Source organism: Pontivivens ytuae, from assembly GCF_015679265.1.
GTDB lineage: Bacteria > Pseudomonadota > Alphaproteobacteria > Rhodobacterales > Rhodobacteraceae > Pontivivens > Pontivivens ytuae.
Genome location: NZ_CP064942.1, coordinates 2,715,499 through 2,732,565 on the forward strand (window position 1 = coordinate 2,715,499; position 17,067 = coordinate 2,732,565).

Annotated in this window: 23 protein-coding genes and 1 riboswitch; of the genes, 14 read left to right on the forward strand and 9 right to left on the reverse strand. The window is 69.6% G+C overall.

Going from position 1 to position 17,067, the window contains the following annotated elements:
• Positions 1-174: 174 nt before the first annotated feature.
• The 4 genes from dgcN to I0K15_RS13325 all read left to right on the forward strand — a co-directional run bounded on the left by dgcN (position 175) and on the right by I0K15_RS13325 (position 3,430).
• Positions 175-1,170, forward strand: a complete 996-nt coding sequence (dgcN, locus tag I0K15_RS13310; RefSeq protein ID WP_196101997.1) for an N-acetyltransferase DgcN — start codon at positions 175-177, stop codon at positions 1,168-1,170.
• A gap of 37 nt (positions 1,171-1,207) precedes the next feature.
• Positions 1,208-2,173 (forward strand): N-acetyl-D-Glu racemase DgcA, encoded by a 966-nt coding sequence (dgcA, locus tag I0K15_RS13315; RefSeq protein ID WP_196101998.1) that lies wholly within the window; start codon positions 1,208-1,210, stop codon positions 2,171-2,173.
• A gap of 66 nt (positions 2,174-2,239) precedes the next feature.
• On the forward strand, positions 2,240-3,094 hold the full coding sequence (locus I0K15_RS13320) for a D-amino-acid transaminase (protein ID WP_196101999.1): 855 nt from the start codon (positions 2,240-2,242) through the stop codon (positions 3,092-3,094).
• Positions 3,095-3,199: 105 nt separating this feature from the next.
• Positions 3,200-3,430: a hypothetical protein gene (locus I0K15_RS13325; protein WP_196102000.1), complete on the forward strand. Its 231-nt coding sequence runs from the start codon at positions 3,200-3,202 to the stop codon at positions 3,428-3,430.
• 6 nt (positions 3,431-3,436) lie between these two features.
• Here I0K15_RS13325 and I0K15_RS13330 read toward each other — a convergent pair whose 3' ends face one another.
• Positions 3,437-3,733, reverse strand: coding sequence for a DUF1244 domain-containing protein (locus I0K15_RS13330; RefSeq protein ID WP_196102001.1), 297 nt, complete (start codon positions 3,731-3,733; stop codon positions 3,437-3,439).
• Between the two features lie 106 nt (positions 3,734-3,839).
• On the opposite strand from I0K15_RS13330, the gene I0K15_RS13335 reads away from it, so the two are divergent.
• On the forward strand, positions 3,840-4,421 hold the full coding sequence (locus I0K15_RS13335) for a histidine phosphatase family protein (RefSeq protein WP_196102002.1): 582 nt from the start codon (positions 3,840-3,842) through the stop codon (positions 4,419-4,421).
• Positions 4,422-4,480: 59 nt separating this feature from the next.
• Here the strand turns inward: I0K15_RS13335 and I0K15_RS13340 are convergent, their stop codons facing one another.
• Positions 4,481-5,263: an N-formylglutamate amidohydrolase gene (locus tag I0K15_RS13340; RefSeq protein ID WP_230374118.1), complete on the reverse strand. Its 783-nt coding sequence runs from the start codon at positions 5,261-5,263 to the stop codon at positions 4,481-4,483.
• A gap of 172 nt (positions 5,264-5,435) precedes the next feature.
• Here I0K15_RS13340 and pyk point away from each other — a divergent pair, with 172 nt between their 5' ends.
• The 6 genes from pyk to I0K15_RS13370 all read left to right on the forward strand — a co-directional run bounded on the left by pyk (position 5,436) and on the right by I0K15_RS13370 (position 10,728).
• On the forward strand, positions 5,436-6,881 hold the full coding sequence (pyk, locus tag I0K15_RS13345) for a pyruvate kinase (protein WP_196102003.1): 1,446 nt from the start codon (positions 5,436-5,438) through the stop codon (positions 6,879-6,881).
• Positions 6,878-7,102, forward strand: a complete 225-nt coding sequence (locus I0K15_RS13350; protein ID WP_196102004.1) for a hypothetical protein — start codon at positions 6,878-6,880, stop codon at positions 7,100-7,102. Before pyk ends, I0K15_RS13350 begins: the two co-directional genes overlap by 4 nt.
• Positions 7,103-7,616: 514 nt before the next feature.
• A riboswitch (TPP riboswitch) is annotated at positions 7,617-7,710 on the forward strand.
• A 51-nt stretch (positions 7,711-7,761) separates the two neighbouring features.
• On the forward strand, positions 7,762-8,550 hold the full coding sequence (thiM, locus tag I0K15_RS13355) for a hydroxyethylthiazole kinase (RefSeq protein WP_196102005.1): 789 nt from the start codon (positions 7,762-7,764) through the stop codon (positions 8,548-8,550).
• Positions 8,547-9,161 carry a thiamine phosphate synthase gene (gene thiE / locus I0K15_RS13360; protein WP_196102006.1) on the forward strand — a complete coding sequence of 205 codons (615 nt, stop codon included), beginning with the start codon at positions 8,547-8,549 and terminating at the stop codon, positions 9,159-9,161. Before thiM ends, thiE begins: the two co-directional genes overlap by 4 nt.
• Positions 9,158-9,967: a bifunctional hydroxymethylpyrimidine kinase/phosphomethylpyrimidine kinase gene (gene thiD, locus I0K15_RS13365; RefSeq protein WP_196102007.1), complete on the forward strand. Its 810-nt coding sequence runs from the start codon at positions 9,158-9,160 to the stop codon at positions 9,965-9,967. The genes thiE and thiD overlap by 4 nt, the downstream gene beginning before the upstream one ends.
• Positions 9,964-10,728: a 3-oxoacyl-ACP reductase gene (locus I0K15_RS13370; RefSeq protein WP_196102008.1), complete on the forward strand. Its 765-nt coding sequence runs from the start codon at positions 9,964-9,966 to the stop codon at positions 10,726-10,728. The genes thiD and I0K15_RS13370 overlap by 4 nt, the downstream gene beginning before the upstream one ends.
• Here the strand turns inward: I0K15_RS13370 and I0K15_RS13375 are convergent.
• The 3 genes from I0K15_RS13375 to I0K15_RS13385 form a co-directional block, all read right to left on the reverse strand.
• Entirely contained in the window at positions 10,725-11,060 is a 336-nt protein-coding gene (locus I0K15_RS13375; RefSeq protein ID WP_196102009.1) for an ArsR/SmtB family transcription factor, read from the reverse strand. The genes I0K15_RS13370 and I0K15_RS13375 overlap by 4 nt on opposite strands.
• Positions 11,050-11,505, reverse strand: a complete 456-nt coding sequence (locus tag I0K15_RS13380) for an SRPBCC family protein (RefSeq protein WP_196102010.1) — start codon at positions 11,503-11,505, stop codon at positions 11,050-11,052. Before I0K15_RS13380 ends, I0K15_RS13375 begins: the two co-directional genes overlap by 11 nt.
• Before the next feature lie 75 nt (positions 11,506-11,580).
• Positions 11,581-11,763 (reverse strand): hypothetical protein, encoded by a 183-nt coding sequence (locus I0K15_RS13385; protein WP_196102011.1) that lies wholly within the window; start codon positions 11,761-11,763, stop codon positions 11,581-11,583.
• Between the two features lie 149 nt (positions 11,764-11,912).
• Here I0K15_RS13385 and rpmI point away from each other — a divergent pair, with 149 nt between their 5' ends.
• The 3 genes from rpmI to I0K15_RS13400 all read left to right on the forward strand — a co-directional run bounded on the left by rpmI (position 11,913) and on the right by I0K15_RS13400 (position 13,665).
• A complete protein-coding gene (gene rpmI, locus I0K15_RS13390) occupies positions 11,913-12,113 on the forward strand; it encodes a 50S ribosomal protein L35 (RefSeq protein WP_196102012.1) in 201 nt (66 codons plus the stop codon).
• A gap of 16 nt (positions 12,114-12,129) precedes the next feature.
• Positions 12,130-12,495 carry a 50S ribosomal protein L20 gene (gene rplT / locus I0K15_RS13395; RefSeq protein WP_196102013.1) on the forward strand — a complete coding sequence of 122 codons (366 nt, stop codon included), beginning with the start codon at positions 12,130-12,132 and terminating at the stop codon, positions 12,493-12,495.
• Between the two features lie 99 nt (positions 12,496-12,594).
• Positions 12,595-13,665: a Hint domain-containing protein gene (locus tag I0K15_RS13400; RefSeq protein WP_196102014.1), complete on the forward strand. Its 1,071-nt coding sequence runs from the start codon at positions 12,595-12,597 to the stop codon at positions 13,663-13,665.
• On the opposite strand, the gene I0K15_RS13405 is transcribed toward I0K15_RS13400, so the two are convergent.
• Genes I0K15_RS13405 through I0K15_RS13420 form a run of 4 tightly spaced genes read right to left on the reverse strand, consistent with a single transcriptional unit; the run spans position 13,662 to position 17,036 of the window.
• Positions 13,662-14,597, reverse strand: a complete 936-nt coding sequence (locus I0K15_RS13405) for an alpha/beta fold hydrolase (RefSeq protein WP_196102015.1) — start codon at positions 14,595-14,597, stop codon at positions 13,662-13,664. The two genes, I0K15_RS13400 and I0K15_RS13405, sit on opposite strands and share 4 nt — an antisense overlap.
• A 44-nt stretch (positions 14,598-14,641) precedes the next feature.
• A complete protein-coding gene (locus I0K15_RS13410) occupies positions 14,642-15,226 on the reverse strand; it encodes a TetR/AcrR family transcriptional regulator (RefSeq protein ID WP_196102016.1) in 585 nt (194 codons plus the stop codon).
• A gap of 36 nt (positions 15,227-15,262) precedes the next feature.
• Positions 15,263-15,826, reverse strand: a complete 564-nt coding sequence (locus I0K15_RS13415) for an HD domain-containing protein (protein ID WP_196102017.1) — start codon at positions 15,824-15,826, stop codon at positions 15,263-15,265.
• Between the two features lie 10 nt (positions 15,827-15,836).
• On the reverse strand, positions 15,837-17,036 hold the full coding sequence (locus tag I0K15_RS13420; protein ID WP_230374119.1) for an FAD-dependent oxidoreductase: 1,200 nt from the start codon (positions 17,034-17,036) through the stop codon (positions 15,837-15,839).
• Positions 17,037-17,067 lie beyond the last annotated feature (31 nt).

Below are 17,067 nucleotides of genomic sequence, written 5' to 3' on the forward strand. Positions count from 1 at the left end.
CGCGCAGACGGCGCATGTTTGCAAAACGTGTTGAAAGGGTCGCCTCCTGCAGGCGGCCCTTTTCACTTCGCCCAGGTCGGCAAATCCCCTTGTAGCGCATTGCCGCGGCCGCACTTCGCATTTGACCGAATGGTCAGGATCGGCCTAGCCTCGCGCGAAGCCGGAGGCCCGCCGATGATCCCCCATCCCTATCTGCTGTTCCTGGGCGACGCGCCCGATCCGCTCGCCGCCAAGGTCGCGCAGGGCATCCGCGACTGGCGGCCCGACGCGGCCATTGGCCAGCTTCGTCTGCCGGGCTGCAATGCCGACATGAAGCTGCCGGACATGGACATCGCGGCGGCCGCGGCGGCGGGGGCCAAGACCCTCGTGATCGGTGTCGCCAACCGCGGCGGCGTGATCTCGCCCGCCTGGATGCAGGTGCTGGAGGAGGCGCTCGCCCACGGCATGGACATCGCCTCGGGCCTGCACACGCTCCTGCGTGACCAGCCCGCGCTGGTGACAGTGGCTCAGAAGCACGGCCGCACACTCCACGACGTGCGCGTGCCCACCGTGGCCTACCCGATCGCCAACGGCGAAAAGCGCGCAGGCAAGCGCTGCCTCGCCGTCGGCACCGACTGTTCCGTCGGCAAGATGTACACCGCCCTCGCCATGGAGCGGGAGATGCGCGCGCGCGAGATGAAGGCGACCTTCCGCGCCACCGGCCAGACCGGCATCCTGATCACCGGCGACGGCGTGCCGCTCGATGCTGTCATCGCCGATTTCATGGCGGGGTCCATCGAGCATCTAACCCCGCCCAACGACCCCGACCACTGGGACCTGATCGAGGGGCAGGGCAGCCTCTTCCACCCCTCCTATTCCGGGGTGACGCTGGCCCTGATCCACGGCGGCGCGCCCGATGCCCTGATCCTGTGTCACGAGCCGACGCGGAGCCACATGCGCGGTCTGCCGGGCTACGACCTGCCCAGCCTGGAGGCGCTGCGCGACAGCGCCCTCGCCATGGCCCATGTCGTCAACCCGGGCTGCACCGTGACCGGCATCTCGCTGAACACCGCCGCCCTCGACGAACCCGCCGCCGCCGACCTGCTGAAAGGCATCGAGCAGCGCATGGGCCTGCCCACCATCGACCCCTACCGCCACGGCGCCGCGCGCCTGGTCGATGCGCTGCCATGACCTTCTTCTTGCTCCAAATATCTCCGCCGGAGGCGTCATGATCTCCGTCACCGCGGACAGTTTTCGGTTGGCCGAGGCCTTCTCCATCTCGCGCGGGACGAAGACCGAGGCGCAGGTCATCACCGTGACCGTCACCCGCGACGGCATCACCGGCTGCGGCGAATGCGTGCCCTATGCCCGTTACGGCGAGACGGTGGAGAGTGTCCGCGCGCAGGTGGAGGGCCTGCCCGCGACAGTCGACCCCGGCGCGTTGCAGGAGATGCTGCCGCCCGGCGCCGCCCGCAACGCCGTCGACTGCGCCCTCTGGGACCATGCCGCGAAGGCTGCGGGCCGCCGCGCCTGGCAGCTCGCGGACCTTCCCGAACCACAGGCGCTCACCACCGCCTACACCCTCTCCCTCGGCACGCCGGAGGCGATGAACGCCGCCGCGGCCCGCCACGCCGCCCGCCCGCTCCTCAAGACCAAGCTCGGTGGCGGGCCGGAGGATGTGGAGCGGATCCGCGCCGTCCGCGCCGGCGCCCCCGCCGCCCGTATCATCGTCGACGCCAACGAGGGCTGGACGCCGGAGCAATACGCGACCCTCGCCCCGGAATTCGTGAAGCTCGGCGTGGAGATGGTCGAGCAGCCCTTCCCCACGGGCGAGGACGCTGCCCTCACCGATCTCGACCGCGTACTGCCGGTCTGCGCCGACGAAAGCTGCCACGACCGCGCCTCGCTCGCGGATCTCGCGGGCAAGTACGACATGGTCAACATCAAGCTCGACAAGACCGGCGGCCTGACCGAGGCGCTGGCGCTGCGCGACGCCGCCCGCGCGGACGGGTTCCGCATCATGGTAGGCTGCATGGTCGGCTCCTCCCTCGCGATGGCGCCCGCCGTGCTGGTGGGGCAGGGGGCCGAGATCGTCGATCTCGACGGCCCGCTCCTGCTGGCCGAGGACCGCGATCCGCCGCTCACCTACGAGGGCGCCGAGGTCCATCCGCCCGCCGCCGCACTCTGGGGGTAGGCAGATGTCTCCAACACTTTTTGCAAAAATGACCCGCCGAACGGCAGCCGCGCACAGGAGCACGCCATGACCCGCACCGTCTACGTCAACGGCGACTACCTGCCCGAGCAGGACGCGAAGATCTCCGTCTTCGACCGCGGGTTCCTGTTCGCGGACGGCGTCTACGAGGTCACTTCCGTCCTCGACGGCCGCCTCGTCGATTTCGGGGGCCACATGGCGCGCCTCGATCGCTCGCTGTCCGAGATCGACATGCCGTCGCCCGCTACCCATGCGGAGATCGAGGCGATCCACCGCCGTCTGATCGAGGAGAATGACCTGACCGAGGGCCTGATCTACCTGCAGGTCACCCGCGGTGCCGCCGATCGCGACTTTCTCTATCCGGAGGAGCCGAAACCCTCCCTCGTCCTCTTCACCCAGGCAAAGCCGCTGATCGAGACGGCGGCGGCGGCCAACGGCCTGCGCATCGCCTTCGTCGACGACATCCGTTGGGGGCGGCGTGACATCAAGACGGTGCAGCTCCTGGCGCCCTCGATGTGCAAGATGGCCGCCCGGGCCGAGGGCGTCGACGATGCCTGGATGGTCGAGGACGGCCACGTGACCGAGAGCACGTCGAGCAACGCCTACATCGTCACCAGGGGTGGCAGGATCGTGACCCGCAACCTCTCCAACTCCATCCTCCACGGCATCACCCGCGCCGCCGTGCTCCGCCTCGCCCGAGAGGCGCAGATGGAGGTGGAGGAACGCCCCTTCACGCCGGAGGAGGCGCAAGGTGCCGCCGAGGCCTTCGTCACCGCCGCCTCCTCCTTCGTCACGCCGGTGGTCGAGATCGCGGGCACCACGCTGGGTGACGGCACTCCCGGCCCCGTCGCCCGCCGCCTGCGCGAGATCTACATCGAGGAAGCGCTCGCCACCGCGACCTGACGGTCTCAGGGTAAAACGAACGCGAAATAAAGTTGCGCAGCGGCCAATCCGTGCGGAACGATCGGACGTAACCTCTATATCCGATCCCAAGTGCAGGAGAGGCCGATGCCCCGGCTCGTCAATCTCTTCGTCACCGCAGGCGCGCTCGGCTTCGTGCTGGCGGCCCTGCTCGTCACCATCCTCTGGGAGTTCAACATCGGCGGCGTCGCCACGCTCGTGGAGCGTGCAGGCCTCGGCATCTGGCCGCTGGTGCTGCTGACCTTCTCCCTCGGCACGACCTTCGCGACGGCACAGATCGCCTTCGCCGTCATGCAGCTCGCCGAGCCGGAGGAGTAGCGGGCCTCAGTGCGCCTTGGGCGCCGCGGCGAAAGCTTCCTTCTGTGCGTCGTTCGCTTCGGTCTGGTAGCGCTCGACCCACTCGCCATAAGGCATGCCATAGACGACCTCGCGCCCCTCGGCCTTGTCCATCTCGATCCCGCGGGCGTTGGCCTCCTCCTGGTACCAGCGCGACAGGCAGTTCCGGCAGAACCCCGTCAGGTTCATCATGTCGATGTTCTGCACGTCGGTCCGCTTGCGCAGGTGGTCGCGCAGGCGGCGGAAGGCGGCGGCTTCGAGCTCGAGGCGCGTCTGGTCGTCCATGGATCCTCTCCCTTTGGCTTGAGCGCTATGTAAGGCCGCGAGCCGCCCGCTTTCCAGTGCGCAGCTGTCGGAAATCCGTCGCGAAGCCGGTGTAGCGTCCGCGCCCATGACACGCCTGCTGCACTACCTGACCCATCCCCAAGTCCGCATCGATCCCGACATCCCGGTCCCCGATTGGGGGTTGAACGAGACGGGTGCCGCCCGCGTCCGGGAACTTGCGCAGACCGGCGATCTCGGCGGTATTGCCCGCATCTGGTCGAGCGCCGAGCGCAAGGCGATCGAGACGGCGGAGCCGCTGGCCAAGGCCGCCAATGCGCCGCTGGAGATCATGGAGCGGATGCACGAGAACGACCGCTCCGCCACCGGTTTCCTCCCGCCGCCGGAGTTCGAGGAGAGGGCCGACGCCTTCTTCGCCCGCCCCGACGAGAGCGTGCGCGGTTGGGAGCGGGCCATCGACGCCCAGGCCCGCATCGTCTCGGCCACCGAACGCGCGATCGCGGAGACGGAAGGCAGCCTGCTTCTCACCGGCCACGGCGGCGTCGGAACGCTGCTCTACTGCCATCTCGCGGGCCTGCCGATTGACCGCAGCCAGGACCAGCAGGGCGGCGGCCACTTCTTCACCGTCGACCTCGACACCGGCCGGCCCCGCCACGGCTGGCGCCCGATGGAGGACTGGCCCCGCGCCTGACCATTCCAGCTTGCCTGAAATATCCTCGCGCGGAAGCGCGAAACCCGCAGCGCCCGCGCCTACGCAGCCTCGAAGCGCCGCCCCACGGCTGGATCCGCCAGGATCGCCGCCAGATGCGGCGCGAGGTGCCCGGCCCAAGCCTCTTGCCCCGCCGCGTCGGAAATGAGGTCGTTGCGCACCTCGATCAGCACGTTGGGCAGGCCGCGCTGCATGGCGTGCCGGTCCTGGCTGTCGCCGCCATAGGTCCCCGGATAGGGCTCGTTGTCGCCCACGCACCAGCCCTCGGCCCGAAGGCGCGCCATCAAAGGCACCGCGATCCGCCCGTCGGTACCGTCCCAGAGGATCCCGACCTCCCAGGGCCGCGGCGGCCGTCCGGCGAGCTGCGGGGTGAAGGAGTGGATGGCAACGACCGAGGGTACTTCGCCGCGCGCCAGCACCGCGTCGACTTTCGCATCTACCGCCGCATGATAGGGCGCGTAGTAGGCCGCGATCCGCCGGGCCCGCTCGGCCGCATCGACACCGCGATTGCCCGGCACCACGCTGCGGTCGTAGATCCGGCGCACCAGCGTGGGATCGTTCTCCGCCCGGTTCGGATCGATCACGATCCGGCTCACGGTGGAGAGCACCGCCGCGCCCCCGAGCCGCCGCGCGAGACCCAGCGTCACGCCCCGCGCACCGACGTCCCACGCGATGTGCCGCGCCATGTCGTCTGCACTCAGCCCGATATCGCCCAGCTCCTCCGGCACGCGGTTGGAGCCGTGGTCGCAGGTCAGCACCAGCCGGTGGCCCGGCGCGCCCTTCACGGTTTCGTAGCAGTCCTGCGGCATCCAGCGGTCGCTCATGTTGTGATTCAGCGCTCCTGATCTAGCTTTGCCTCTGCGCGCAGGACAGCGCAAAAAGACATGATCTGTCCCGATTTTTGCGGGACAGGCCCGACCGGTGACAGTAAACGAGGCGCGACCGAACCGCTTTGGCCCGTCACCCCCGGGCCGTTGGGACAAGAAGGAAAACCGTATGAAACGCGACCGTCGCGTCAAGATCGTGGCCACGCTCGGCCCCGCCTCCTCCTCCCGCACCATGATCAAGTCGCTCTTCGAGGCCGGCGCCGACGTGTTCCGCCTCAATATGAGCCACGGCAGCCATGAGGAGATCGCGGAGCGTCACCAGCTCATCCGCGAGATCGAGCACGAGACGCAGCGCCCGATCTGCGTCCTCGCCGACCTGCAGGGCCCCAAGCTGCGCTGCGGCGTCTTCAAGGACGGCCCGATCGAGCTGGAGGAGGGGCAGAGCTTCCGCTTCGACCTCGACGACAAACCGGGCGATGCGACCCGCGTCCAGCTTCCGCACAAGGAGATCTTCGAGGCGCTGGAGCCCGGCTCCACCCTCCTCGTCAACGACGGCAAGATCCGGCTGAAGGTCGAGGCCTGCGACAAGGAAAGTGCCGACTGCATCGTCGAGGTCGCGGGCGAGATCTCCAACCGCAAGGGCGTGAACGTGCCCGATGTGGTCCTGCCGCTCGCTGCCCTCAGCGAGAAGGACAAGAAGGACCTGGAGTTCGTCTGCGAGCTCGGCGTCGACTGGCTGGCGCTCTCCTTCGTCCAGCGCGCCGCCGACGTGGAGGAGGCCCGCACGCTCGCCAAGGGCCGCGCCGCCCTGATCGCGAAGATCGAGAAGCCTGCCGCCGTCCGCGCCTTCGACGAGATCCTGGAGGCGACCGACGGTGTCATGGTCGCCCGGGGCGATCTCGGTGTGGAGCTCCCGGTGCAAGCCGTCCCCCCGATCCAGAAGAAGCTGATCCGCAAGTGCCGCGACGTGGGCAAGCCCGTGATCGTTGCCACCCAGATGATGGAGAGCATGATCTCCGCTCCCGTGCCGACGCGGGCCGAGGTCTCAGACGTCGCCCACGCGATCTACGAGGGCGCGGACGCGGTGATGCTCTCGGCGGAGTCCGCCGCCGGCGACTACCCGGTCGAGGCCGTGCAGACCATGAACGACGTCGCGGTGGAGGTCGAGCAGGATGCCGTCTACCGCCAGATCATTGAGGCGAGCCGCACCCGCACCCATCGCGGCCAGGCCGACGCGATCACCACCGCCGCGCGCGAGGTGGCCGAGACGATCGAGGTGAAGGCGATCTGCACGTTCACCCATTCCGGCACCACGGCGATCCTCGCCAGCCGCGAGAAGCCGCGCGTGCCGGTTCTGGCGCTGACCCCGATGATCTCCACCGCGCGGCGGCTCTCGCTCGTCTGGGGCCTGCACTGCGTCATCACGCCGGAGGTCAACCGATTCAAGCTCGCCGTCGTCGCCGCGGTGCGCGCCGCGGTGCAGCAGGGCTTCGCCGAGGAAACGGACAAGATCATCGTGACCGCGGGCGTGCCCTTCAACATGCCGGGTACCACCAACATCCTGCGCGTCGCACCCTGCCGGGAGAAGGACATCTACGAGGGCGAACAGGGGTGAGCGCCCTCGACTGGCTGCTCGTTGCCTACGGCGCCTCGATCCTCGCCCTGATCGGGCGCGGGGTCGAGGCGATCCTGTCGAATGATGGCTGGCTGCGACCCGCCTTCTGGGCGGCCACGGCGCTGGGCCTTGCCCTCTTCATCGAGTTCGCCACCCCCGCATCCGCCAGCTTCGGCGCGGTGATGCTGGCGCTGATCGACGTCGCCGCGCAGGTGTTTTGAGGGGGCCGGTGCCGCCCTTCGGCGGGCATCGCTGATTGCATGGATCTCCGCACCGAAAGGCCCCGGATCAGGTCCGGGGCGGTTGCACGAGGCACCACCGTCCCGGCCGCAGAGCCGGGATCGCCCGCTTTCCCGCACAACGTCATCCTCGGGCCTGACCCGAGGATCTCCCAATGCATGCGATGGACGGGCCAAGCCCGACTCTGACGACCCTTGCCACCGTCCCGGCCGAAGCGCCGGGACCTTCTGGCCTCGAGGCGCTCCTTGGCGAAAGACCCCGGATCACGTCCGTGGTAGTACTACTCCGAAGCAGCGTCCCGCGCGGCGGCACCGCCGGGCCGCGCCCGACCTCCCCCTCGGAGGGCGCGTTGGCGATGTCGTTCATAGATTCCGCGAGATCGACGCTTGAGGGGACGGACATCTCAATCCTGTCCCACAAGCGCTTTCCAGGCCGGGCGCGCGTCCCGCTCCCTGCCGCTCGCCCTTGACACGCAACGCCCGGGCTGCGATCCCGAACCTGCGACAGGGGCGCTCGTTCACTCGGGCTGAGAAGAACCCTCGAACCTGAACCGGATAATGCCGGCGGAGGAAGTCGCGGTGGTCGGACGCGGCATCTGCCGCCCCTCGTCCCCGTCTCTCCCCGCCGCAGGGGAGAGCTGATGGAACATCCCGGACAGTACCTCGCGACGATGCGGGACGCCGCACCGCTGGTCCACAACATCACCAACTTCGTTGCCATGAACGTGATGGCCAATGTGCTGATCGCCGCCGGCGCTTCGCCCGCCATGGTCCATGCCCGTGCCGAGGTGGCGGAGTTCGCCGGGATCGCCGCAGCACTCACCGTCAACATCGGCACAGCGGACCCCGAATGGGCGCAAGGGATGGAGGAGGCGGCCGCCGTGATGACCTCCGCTGGCCGTCCCTGGGTGCTCGACCCGGTCGGCGTCGGCGCCACCCGCTTCCGGCAGGAGCTCTGCGCCCGCCTGATCGAAGCGCGGCCCACGGTGGTGCGCGGCAACGCCTCCGAAATCCTGGCCCTCGCCGGAACCGCCGCAAAGGCCCGCGGCGTCGATGCGGGCGATAGCGTCGCGGCGGCGGAGGATGCCGCCCGCGCCCTTGCCACCCGCACGGGCGGCGTCGTCGCGGTAACCGGGGCCGAGGACTTCGTGACCGACGGCACAAGCGGCCTGCGCGTCGGCAACGGGCACGCGCTGATGACCAGGGTCACCGCCCTCGGCTGCTCCCTGACCGGCGTGGTCGGCGCGTTCTGTGCCGGGCAGCCGCCGCTTGAGGCCACCGCCGCGGCGCTCGCCTACTACGGTATCGCGGGCGAGCGCGCCGCGGCGCAGGCGGCGGGTCCCGGCAGCTTCCAGGTCGCCTTTCTCGACGCGCTCCACGCCGTGACCCCGGCGGAGGTGAACGCAAGCGCGCGGATCGTTCCGGTATGATCGGCCCGATCTACTTCGTCACCGATCCCAGCGCGCCGCTGACCTTCGCCGCGCAGGCCCGGGCGGCGGCCCGCGGCGGCGCCTCCACCATCCAGCTCCGCGAGAAGACGCTGCCGGATGCGGAGCTCATCCCGCTCGCCCGCGGGCTGAAAGATCTGCTCGCGCCCCGCGGCATCCGGCTGATCGTCAACGACCGGATAGAGGTTGCGCGCGCCGCCGATGCCGACGGCCTCCACATCGGGCAGGGCGACGGTGATCCACGGGAAGCGCGCGCGGCGCTTGGCCCGGGCAAGCTTCTGGGACTGTCCGTCGAGAATGCCGACCAACTCGCTGCCATCCCGGAAGGCGCCGTCGACTATCTCGGCGTCGGCCCGGTGCGCGCCACCGCGACCAAGCCGGACCACGCGCCGCCCATCGGCTTCGACGGGCTTGCGCGGATCGTCGCCGCGACGCCGCTGCCCTGCGTGGCGATCGGCGGTGTCGGCCCCGGTGACATGGCCGCGGTCCGGGCGAGCGGTGCTGTGGGGGCTGCCATGGTTTCCGCCATCTCCCGCGCGCCGGACCCTGAGGCCGCGACCCGCTCCCTGCTGGCCGAATGGAGGGCCTCATGATCCCCAACATCCTGTCCATCGCGGGCTCCGACCCCTCAGGCGGCGCCGGCATCCAGGCCGATATCAAGGCGATCAGTGCGAATGGCGGCTATGCGATGGCGGCACTCACGGCGCTGACCGCGCAGAACACCCGCGGCGTGGCGGCGGCAGAGATGATCGCCCCCGATTTCGTGGCCCGTCAGATCGAGACGGTGCGCGAGGACATCCGCGTCGATGCGGTGAAGACCGGGATGCTCGGCACCGCCGACATCATCCGGGCCGTCGCCGGGGCGCTCGCCGACCTCAAGGCACCTATCGTTGTTGATCCGGTAATGGTCGCGAAAGGCGGCCACCGCCTGCTCGCGCCCGAGGCGGTCGGCGCCCTGCGCGACGACCTGCTGCCCATCGCCACCGTGCTGACCCCGAACCTGCCCGAGGCCGCCGACCTGCTCGATACCGCGGAGGCCGCCACTCCGGCGGAGATGGAGGCGCAGGCCCGCGCGCTCCTCTCCCTCGGCCCCGATGCGGTGTTGCTGAAGGGCGGGCATCTCGCCGGGGGCGAAAGTCCCGATCTCCTGGCCATGTCCGACGCGCTCACCTGGCTGGAGGGGGAGCGCCACGCGACCGCAAACACTCACGGCACCGGCTGCACGCTGTCGGCGGCGCTGGCCGCGCTGCTCGCCCGGGGTCTGCCGCTGCCCAACGCGGCCGCCGCTGCCAAGCGCTATGTTGCATCCGCCATCGCCGCCTCCGACCGGCTCGATGTCGGCGGCGGCCACGGGCCTGTCCACCATTTCCACGCCTTCGAGAAGGGACAAACCGAATGACGTCTACCTTGCAGGACCAGTGCGTCCTCGTGACCGGAGCCGGACGCGGCCTGGGTGCGGCCATCGCCGCCGCCTTCGTGCGGGAGGGCGCGAGCGTCGCGATCAACTACCGCAACAGCGCCGACGCAGCCCTCGCGCTTGCTGGCCAGCTCGGCGCGCGGGCGCTTCCCGTGCAGGCCGACGTCACCGATCCCGATGCCGTCGAGGCCATGATCGCCACGGTCGAGGAGCGGTTCGGTGCGCCCACCACGATCATCCATAACGCGCTCGCCGACTACAGCTTCAACGGCGACGCGCGCACCCATCTCGACACGCTGGCGTGGGAGCATATCGCCCGGCAGGGGGAGACGGCGGTGGGCGGCGCGCTCAACATGATCCGTGTCATGCGCCCGCGTTGGGAGGTCGCCGGGGGCGGGCGGCTGATCACCATCGGCACCAACCTCGTTCAGAACCCGGTCGTGCCTTACCATGACTATACGGCCGCGAAATCCGCGCTGCTGGCCCTCACCCGCACGGCGGCCAAGGAGCTCGGGCCCCTCGGCGTCACGGTCAACATGGTCTCCGGCGGGCTGCTGCGCACTACCGATGCGAGTGCAGCCACGCCCGAGGAGGTGTTCGACATCGTCGCCGCGCAGACGCCCCTCGGCCAGGTCACGACGCCCGCGGAGATGGCCGATGCCGTCCTCTTCTTCGCGAGCCCGTGGTCGCGGGCCGTCACCGGGCAGAACCTGATCGTCGACGGCGGTCTCGTCTTCGGCTAGCCGCCCTCGACGTGATCGGCGAGGCGCACCAGCGCTGCGTCCCATTCCGCGCCCACGGCGTCGAGAAAGCGCTGCGCCTCGGTCAGACGGTCGGGGCGCAGCGAATAGCGCACCTCCCGCCCCGCCTTGCGCCGCCCGATGATGGCGGCATCCTCCAGCACTCGCAGATGCTTGGTTACCGCCTGCCGGGTCATGTCCGTGCCCCGCGCCAGTGCCGTGATCGACAGGTCCGCGCCGCCGCCGAGCCGCGCCACGATGGCAAGCCGTGTGGGATCGCCAAGTGCCCCGAAGAGCGGTGCGAGCGCGGCGGCGGCAGCGGGATCATGTGACATGGGCGGTCAGGTTCTCCATCTGTGCGGTCCAGCCCTTCTGGTTGCGCCGGAAATGCGGCAGGCGCGTGCCCTCTGGCAGGCTCTCGAAGCCGATCTCCACCAGCCGCAGCACGGTCGCATCGCCATCGGGCTCCAGCTCGAACGTCACCTTCGTCGTGCGCCCGTCGGCATGGGCATCCTCGAAGGGCAGATCCTCGTCCAGCGGCCAAGTGAAGCTGAAGCGGCGCGGTGCCTCCAGCTCCTCGGTCCGCATGTAGATCGCCTTGCCGGGCGTTCCGTCGTAGCGCATCACGCCGCGCGTCACCTCACCGGGCACGAAAGGCCCGTCGAGGTCGCAGCGGAACCAGGCGCCGAACTCCTTGTAGTCGGTCAGGGCGGTCCAGACCTTGTCCACCGGGGCGGCGATGCGCAGCTCACGCTCGATCGTGTCAGCCAGGTCGGTCATCGGGCTCTCCTATATGCAACCTATGAGTTGCTATATGGGAGACGTGCGATAAAGCGCAACCTTTCGGTTTCTAATTCAGCGCTCGACGCCCCGGTCGATGCGCAGATAGTGCCCCAGCCGGGCCCGCGGCCCCTTCAGCGCGCGGCGGTGGAGCGTCTTGGCAGCGGGTGCGCTGCCTTCGGGTGCCGTGCGGCGGCGGACGGCGGTATAGGCGCGGACGAGCGTGCCGGAATCGCCGTGACCCGTGATCTTTTGCATTCTGTCCTCCTCTGGATGGGAGGCCATCATAGCACGGATTCCCCTTGCCAAGCGGGCGCGATGCGTCTAATGCCACGCGCTCTATCCCGATGCGGCCGGCGACACGGGCTGCCGAGTCGCATCTCCACGACCCGACCAAGGAGATCGAAATGCCCAAGATGAAGACGAAGTCGAGCGCCAAGAAGCGCTTCAAGATGACCGCCTCCGGCCGCGTGAAGGCTGCGCAGGCCGGCAAGCGCCACGGCATGATCAAGCGGACCAACAAGTTCATCCGCGACGCCCGCGGCACGACCGTCCTGTCGAAGCCCGACGAGGGCATCGTCAAGAAATACATGCCGTACAACCGCTGATCAGGAGGCCAGGCACATGTCCCGAGTGAAATCCGGCAAGGTTACGCACGCCCGCCACCGCAAGGTCATCAAGCAGGCCAAAGGCTACTACGGCGCGCGCTCCACGAACTTCCGCACCGCGACGCAGGCCGTCGACAAGGCGCAGCAGTATGCGACCCGCGACCGGAAGGCGCGCAAGCGCAACTTCCGCGCCCTGTGGATCCAGCGCATCAACGCAGGCGTCCGCGCCCATGACGAAGCGATGACCTACAGCCGCTTCATCAACGGCCTGTCGCTCGCCGGCATCGAGGTGGACCGCAAGGTCCTCGCCGATCTCGCCGTGCACGAGCCCGATGCGTTCAACGCCATCGTGGACCAGGCAAAGGCCGCACTGCCCGCCTAAGCGGCTATACGAAAGAGACAATCGGGGGCCCTCGCACAGCCGTGCGGGGGCCCTTATGCTGTGCGGCGTGGGGACTGAACGTGGGGAAGGGTGCGGCGCATGGCGCGCATCAGCGAGTTGCACTATTCGAACGCCTTCGCGCGTTCCACCGGGATCGATGAATTCCTCGAGGTCTCCCTCTCCCAGGCGGAGGAGGCGAACGAGGACGATTTCGTCGTGGGCTTCTACCAGGCCGATGGCAGCTTCGGCATCGAGATCTCGCTAACCGACGCGGGCGTGCGCAAGAGCTTCGACGCGGATGCGAAGGAGTGGGTCTACGTCATCTCCGCCGACACCTTCCCGATCCTGCTGACCGATCCCGACGGGGGCGGGTCGACGAATTACGAGGCCTATGCGCTGGTCGACAGCTCGACCTCCACCGTCATCGACTTCTACGACATCGGCGGCGGGACGCAGAACATCACGGCGTCGGGCGGCCCGGCGGACGGGGCGACCTCCACCAACCTGCCGGTCCCGACCGATCCAAACAGCGCCACCTACTCGATCCAGTTCAACCAGCCCAACCCCGGCACCCAGAGCAACGAGCCGATCTCGGAAGGGGCGTCCGGCTCGGTCTGCTTCGCCGCCGGAACGCGGATCGAGACGCCGCACGGGCCGCGACCGATCGAGGATCTGCGGCCCGGCGATCTCGTCCTCACCCTCGATGCCGGTCCGCAAGCGGTGGTCTGGGCCGGGTGCACCCGCATGGTCGCCAGCGGCCGCACGCGCCCCGTGCGCATCGCGCCGGGGGTGCTGGGCAACACCTCCGCCCTCGTCGTCTCACCCCAGCATCGCCTGCTGCTGCGCGGCCCGCGGGCCATGCTGCTGTTCGGCACGGCGGAGCTGCTGGTGCCTGCCCGCGCGCTGGTCGACGGCCGGGCCGCGCGCCGGATCGCGGCAGGTCCCGTCGACTACCACCACATCCTGCTCGAACAGCACCACGTGGTCCGCGCGAACGGCGTGGCCGCGGAGACCTTCCTACCCGGCCGCACCGGTCTCGACGTGATGGACGCCGCCTTGCGCGAGACGCTACTCGCCATCCGCCCCGACCTGCGCGCTATGCCCGAGAGCTACGGCCCCGCCGCGCGGCCGCTGCTGCAACCGCGCGAATACCGCCTGCTCGCGGCTTAAGCGGCGAGGAACCGGTGCAGCCCCGCCACGATCTCCTCCGGCGCATCCTCCTGCAGGTAGTGCTTCGCCTCCGGCAGCTCCGTCACCTCCGCCTGCGGCAGCCGCGTCCGCCACGCCGCCAGCGCCTCTGGTGGGAACAGAGGGTCCTTCATGCCCCAGAAGATCCGGGCGGGACCCTCGAAGCGCTCCAGGAACGGCCCCGTCTCCCGCAGCAGGATCTGCGCCGACGGATGGGCGGAGCGTGTCGGGATCAGCCGCGGAAACGCCATGACGCCCGCCCGCTCCGCCGGGCTGCGGAACACCCCCTTGTAGGCGTGGTGCACCCGCCGCAGCGCCCTCCCGTCCCCGGTCGCCATCCGCATCACCACCCGCTCGAAGAAGCCGAAGCGGCACACCAGAACGTCCCCCGGCCCCTTAGCCCGCATCAGCCGCAGCGGCGCGGGCAGGGGCAGGTTCTCCGGATCCATCCCGTCGGCGGGTGGCCAGAACCCGAACGTGTTCATCACGACCAGCCGCGCGATCCGCCCCGGATGCCGCGCCGCCATGCCGAGCCCGATCGGCCCGCCCCAGTCCTGCATCACCAGCGTGATGTCCGTGAGATCGAGCCGCTCCACCAGCGCTTCCAGGTTCCGGATATGCGTGTCGATCGAATAGGCCGCACTGTCCGACGGCTTCTCCGACAGGCCGAAGCCGATATGGTCCGGCGCGATTACCCGGTGCGCTTCCGACAGCCCGGTCACGAAGCGCCGCCACAGGAACGACCAGGTCGGGTTGCCATGTAGCAGCAGGACTGGCGCCCCCGATCCCTCATCCACGTAGTGCATCATGCCCTGCGGCGTCCGGACGAACCGGCTCTCGAACGGATACTCCGCATCGAGCTTCAACTCTCGCCGCAGGGCCGCCGCCTGCGCACTCACTTTCGTCTCTGTCATTGCGTCCTCCATGTTCAACGATCAGTGAAGAATGGGCAAATAAGTCAGCCAAGCCGTCGCAGCGTCTCCTCCGCGATGTCGTGGAGCACGTCTGTATCCACCCTGGCCCGCGCCAGCACGCAGAGCGAGACATGGGCACCGAAGAGCATTCGCGCGGTGCGGCGCAAGGCTTCGTCGTCCAGCGCGAGCGCCCCGGCGTCCCGCGCGTGGGTCAACGCCGTCAGGTAGGCCCGCTCGATCCGGTCGAAATAGGCGGCGACGCGCGGGCGCACGATCGGCAGGTCCGCCGCCGCCTCGCGCGCCGTGTTGCAGACGAGGCAGCCTCGCCGCCCCTCGGGCTCCCGCGAGAGTTCCACGAAGCCGCGCAGCAGCCCCGCGATCTCCGCCAGCCCGCTTCCCTCCGCCTCCAGCGGGGCGAGGAACATCTGCCCGGCCACAGCATCGAAATCCTCAAGTGCGGCCACGAACATCGCCGTCTTGTCGCCGAAGCCGTTGTAGAGCTGCCGCCGGTCGAGCCCGGTCGCCGCCTCCAGATCCGCGAGCGAGGTCTCGGCATAGCCGCCGATCCAGAACGCCTCCAGCGTCCGGCGACGGATCTCCTGCGGGTCATGTCCGAGCGGTCGGGCCATGGCCCGATCATTCATCACCGGCCGGTGAAAAACAAGTCACTCCGTCATGCGCCGCCGCGTACGGGCATCGACCTCGGCCCGCAGGGTCCGCAGCAAGGGGTGCCGCTGCGTGCGACCGACCCCGTAGCCGAGGTTGAAGCCGTAGTCGAAATCCTCCGGGTTCCGCCCGGCGAGGTGCTGGAGCATGGTCTCGATCTTGTCGAGGCCCTTGGCCATCACCGCCTCCGCCGTCTCGCCCGCCTCGTACTCCTTCCAGAGGCCGATCATCCGGTCGCGCAGATCTGGGGGCAGGGGGGCGCAGAGCCGGGCCATGTCCGCCCGCTCCCGCTCCTTGCGGCCGTCCTCCGCCTGCTGCTCGGTCGCGGGGATGTCGCCGGAGATCGCCTCGCCCAGATCGTGCACGATACACAGCTGCAGCAGCCGCAGCGCGTCGACCTCCGTCTCCCCCTCCAGCAACAGCGCGAGGAGGCACAGCCGCCACGTATGCTCCGCCGTGCTTTCCCGCCGCCCCGCGCCGGTATGGCCGGAGCGCAGCGTGTCCTTCAGCGCCTCGGCGGCCTGCAGAAAATCGACGATGGCCTTGAGGCGCTCCGTCTCCATGACACTCCCCTCACGCGGCTTGCTCCTGCGCCGGGGCAGCCGCGTCGGGGCCCATCCCGGTCCACCAAAGATCCCCGCCGACGAGACGGCCGAGCATCAGTGGCATCGGCGGGATCAGACTCAGCGGCATCATGACACGATCGCGAAGGATCGGCAGCACCCGGCTCTCGGACTGGTAGAATGGGGTGAAGATCGCGCTCATCCCTTGATAGAGCGCAACGTGCAGTGCGCGGGCCCGCGCATGGCGGCGGAGGGCGGCATCGACCGCATGGCCCTCCAGCGCCTTGGCCAGCACGGCGGCATCGACGAGCGCCATGTTGGCCCCCTGACCAAGCTGCGGGCTCGCCCGATGCGCGGCATCGCCGATATGCACCAGCTCCCGCGCCGCCACCCGGCGCAGGGACCCGTGGCGGTAGCGGGCGAAGGTGAGGTCGTCATGGGTCGTGATCCCGGCGGCAAGCTCCGCGAATTCGGGCCACAGCGCCGCGACCTCCATGTGCCAGTCGGCCAGCGGCGTCGCCCGCCAGGCCGCCTCCGCCGTCTGCGGCAACGACCAGAAGATCGTCGCCTGCGGCCCCGCGCGCCCGGGCACCCGGCCCACCGGCAGCACACCCAGCATCTTCGACGCACGGCGATAGCGCTGGCGCAGCACCGGAGGCAGCCCTTCCGCGGGGACCGTGCCCCAGAGCGCACCGAACGACAGCACCCGCCCGAACTCCGGCGACAGGGCGGAGCGGGCACCGCCTGCGTTCACGATCAGATCGAAGGGACCACTCCGCCCGCCGCCCGCGAGCTCCAGCCGCCGCCCCGGCGCCTCCGTCACGCCGACAACCTCGGCCCCGGTCACGATCTCGACCCCGGCCGCGCGCGCCGCGCCATGCAGCGCCTCGAACAGCGTCGCGCGATGCAGCGCGAGCCCGAACCGCCCGGCCCCCGCACCGTCGTAGCGCACGTCGAGCACCCGGCGCGCGCCGCGCACCTCATGCCCCAGCATCCGCTCGATCCTCACACCCGCGGCCAGCAGCTCCTCCAGCACGCCGAGGCGCGCCAACACCCGCTGCCCTACCGGCTGGATGACGAGGCCCGATCCCACAGGCCCAGCCGCCTCGAACCGCTCATGGATGACGACCCGCACGCCCTGCCGCGCCAGCAAGGTGCCGAGCGCGAGCCCGCCGACCCCGCAGCCCACGATTCCCACAGTGATCCCCACGGCCCCACGCCCCTTCTTCCTTGTGCAAATA

Bases quoted from the DNA above. Each gene is read 5' to 3' on its own strand.
- dgcN (WP_196101997.1), top strand. From the start codon at position 175: ATGATCCCCCATCCCTATCTGCTGTTCCTGGGCGACGCGCCCGATCCG.
- dgcA (WP_196101998.1), top strand. From the start codon at position 1,208: ATGATCTCCGTCACCGCGGACAGTTTTCGGTTGGCCGAGGCCTTCTCC.
- I0K15_RS13320 (WP_196101999.1), top strand. From the start codon at position 2,240: ATGACCCGCACCGTCTACGTCAACGGCGACTACCTGCCCGAGCAGGAC.
- I0K15_RS13325 (WP_196102000.1), top strand. From the start codon at position 3,200: ATGCCCCGGCTCGTCAATCTCTTCGTCACCGCAGGCGCGCTCGGCTTC.
- I0K15_RS13330 (WP_196102001.1), bottom strand. From the start codon at position 3,733: ATGGACGACCAGACGCGCCTCGAGCTCGAAGCCGCCGCCTTCCGCCGC.
- I0K15_RS13335 (WP_196102002.1), top strand. From the start codon at position 3,840: ATGACACGCCTGCTGCACTACCTGACCCATCCCCAAGTCCGCATCGAT.
- I0K15_RS13340 (WP_230374118.1), bottom strand. From the start codon at position 5,263: ATGAGCGACCGCTGGATGCCGCAGGACTGCTACGAAACCGTGAAGGGC.
- pyk (WP_196102003.1), top strand. From the start codon at position 5,436: ATGAAACGCGACCGTCGCGTCAAGATCGTGGCCACGCTCGGCCCCGCC.
- thiM (WP_196102005.1), top strand. From the start codon at position 7,762: ATGGAACATCCCGGACAGTACCTCGCGACGATGCGGGACGCCGCACCG.
- thiE (WP_196102006.1), top strand. From the start codon at position 8,547: ATGATCGGCCCGATCTACTTCGTCACCGATCCCAGCGCGCCGCTGACC.
- thiD (WP_196102007.1), top strand. From the start codon at position 9,158: ATGATCCCCAACATCCTGTCCATCGCGGGCTCCGACCCCTCAGGCGGC.
- I0K15_RS13370 (WP_196102008.1), top strand. From the start codon at position 9,964: ATGACGTCTACCTTGCAGGACCAGTGCGTCCTCGTGACCGGAGCCGGA.
- I0K15_RS13375 (WP_196102009.1), bottom strand. From the start codon at position 11,060: ATGTCACATGATCCCGCTGCCGCCGCCGCGCTCGCACCGCTCTTCGGG.
- I0K15_RS13380 (WP_196102010.1), bottom strand. From the start codon at position 11,505: ATGACCGACCTGGCTGACACGATCGAGCGTGAGCTGCGCATCGCCGCC.
- I0K15_RS13385 (WP_196102011.1), bottom strand. From the start codon at position 11,763: ATGCAAAAGATCACGGGTCACGGCGATTCCGGCACGCTCGTCCGCGCC.
- rpmI (WP_196102012.1), top strand. From the start codon at position 11,913: ATGCCCAAGATGAAGACGAAGTCGAGCGCCAAGAAGCGCTTCAAGATG.
- rplT (WP_196102013.1), top strand. From the start codon at position 12,130: ATGTCCCGAGTGAAATCCGGCAAGGTTACGCACGCCCGCCACCGCAAG.
- I0K15_RS13400 (WP_196102014.1), top strand. From the start codon at position 12,595: ATGGCGCGCATCAGCGAGTTGCACTATTCGAACGCCTTCGCGCGTTCC.
- I0K15_RS13405 (WP_196102015.1), bottom strand. From the start codon at position 14,597: ATGACAGAGACGAAAGTGAGTGCGCAGGCGGCGGCCCTGCGGCGAGAG.
- I0K15_RS13410 (WP_196102016.1), bottom strand. From the start codon at position 15,226: ATGGCCCGACCGCTCGGACATGACCCGCAGGAGATCCGTCGCCGGACG.
- I0K15_RS13415 (WP_196102017.1), bottom strand. From the start codon at position 15,826: ATGGAGACGGAGCGCCTCAAGGCCATCGTCGATTTTCTGCAGGCCGCC.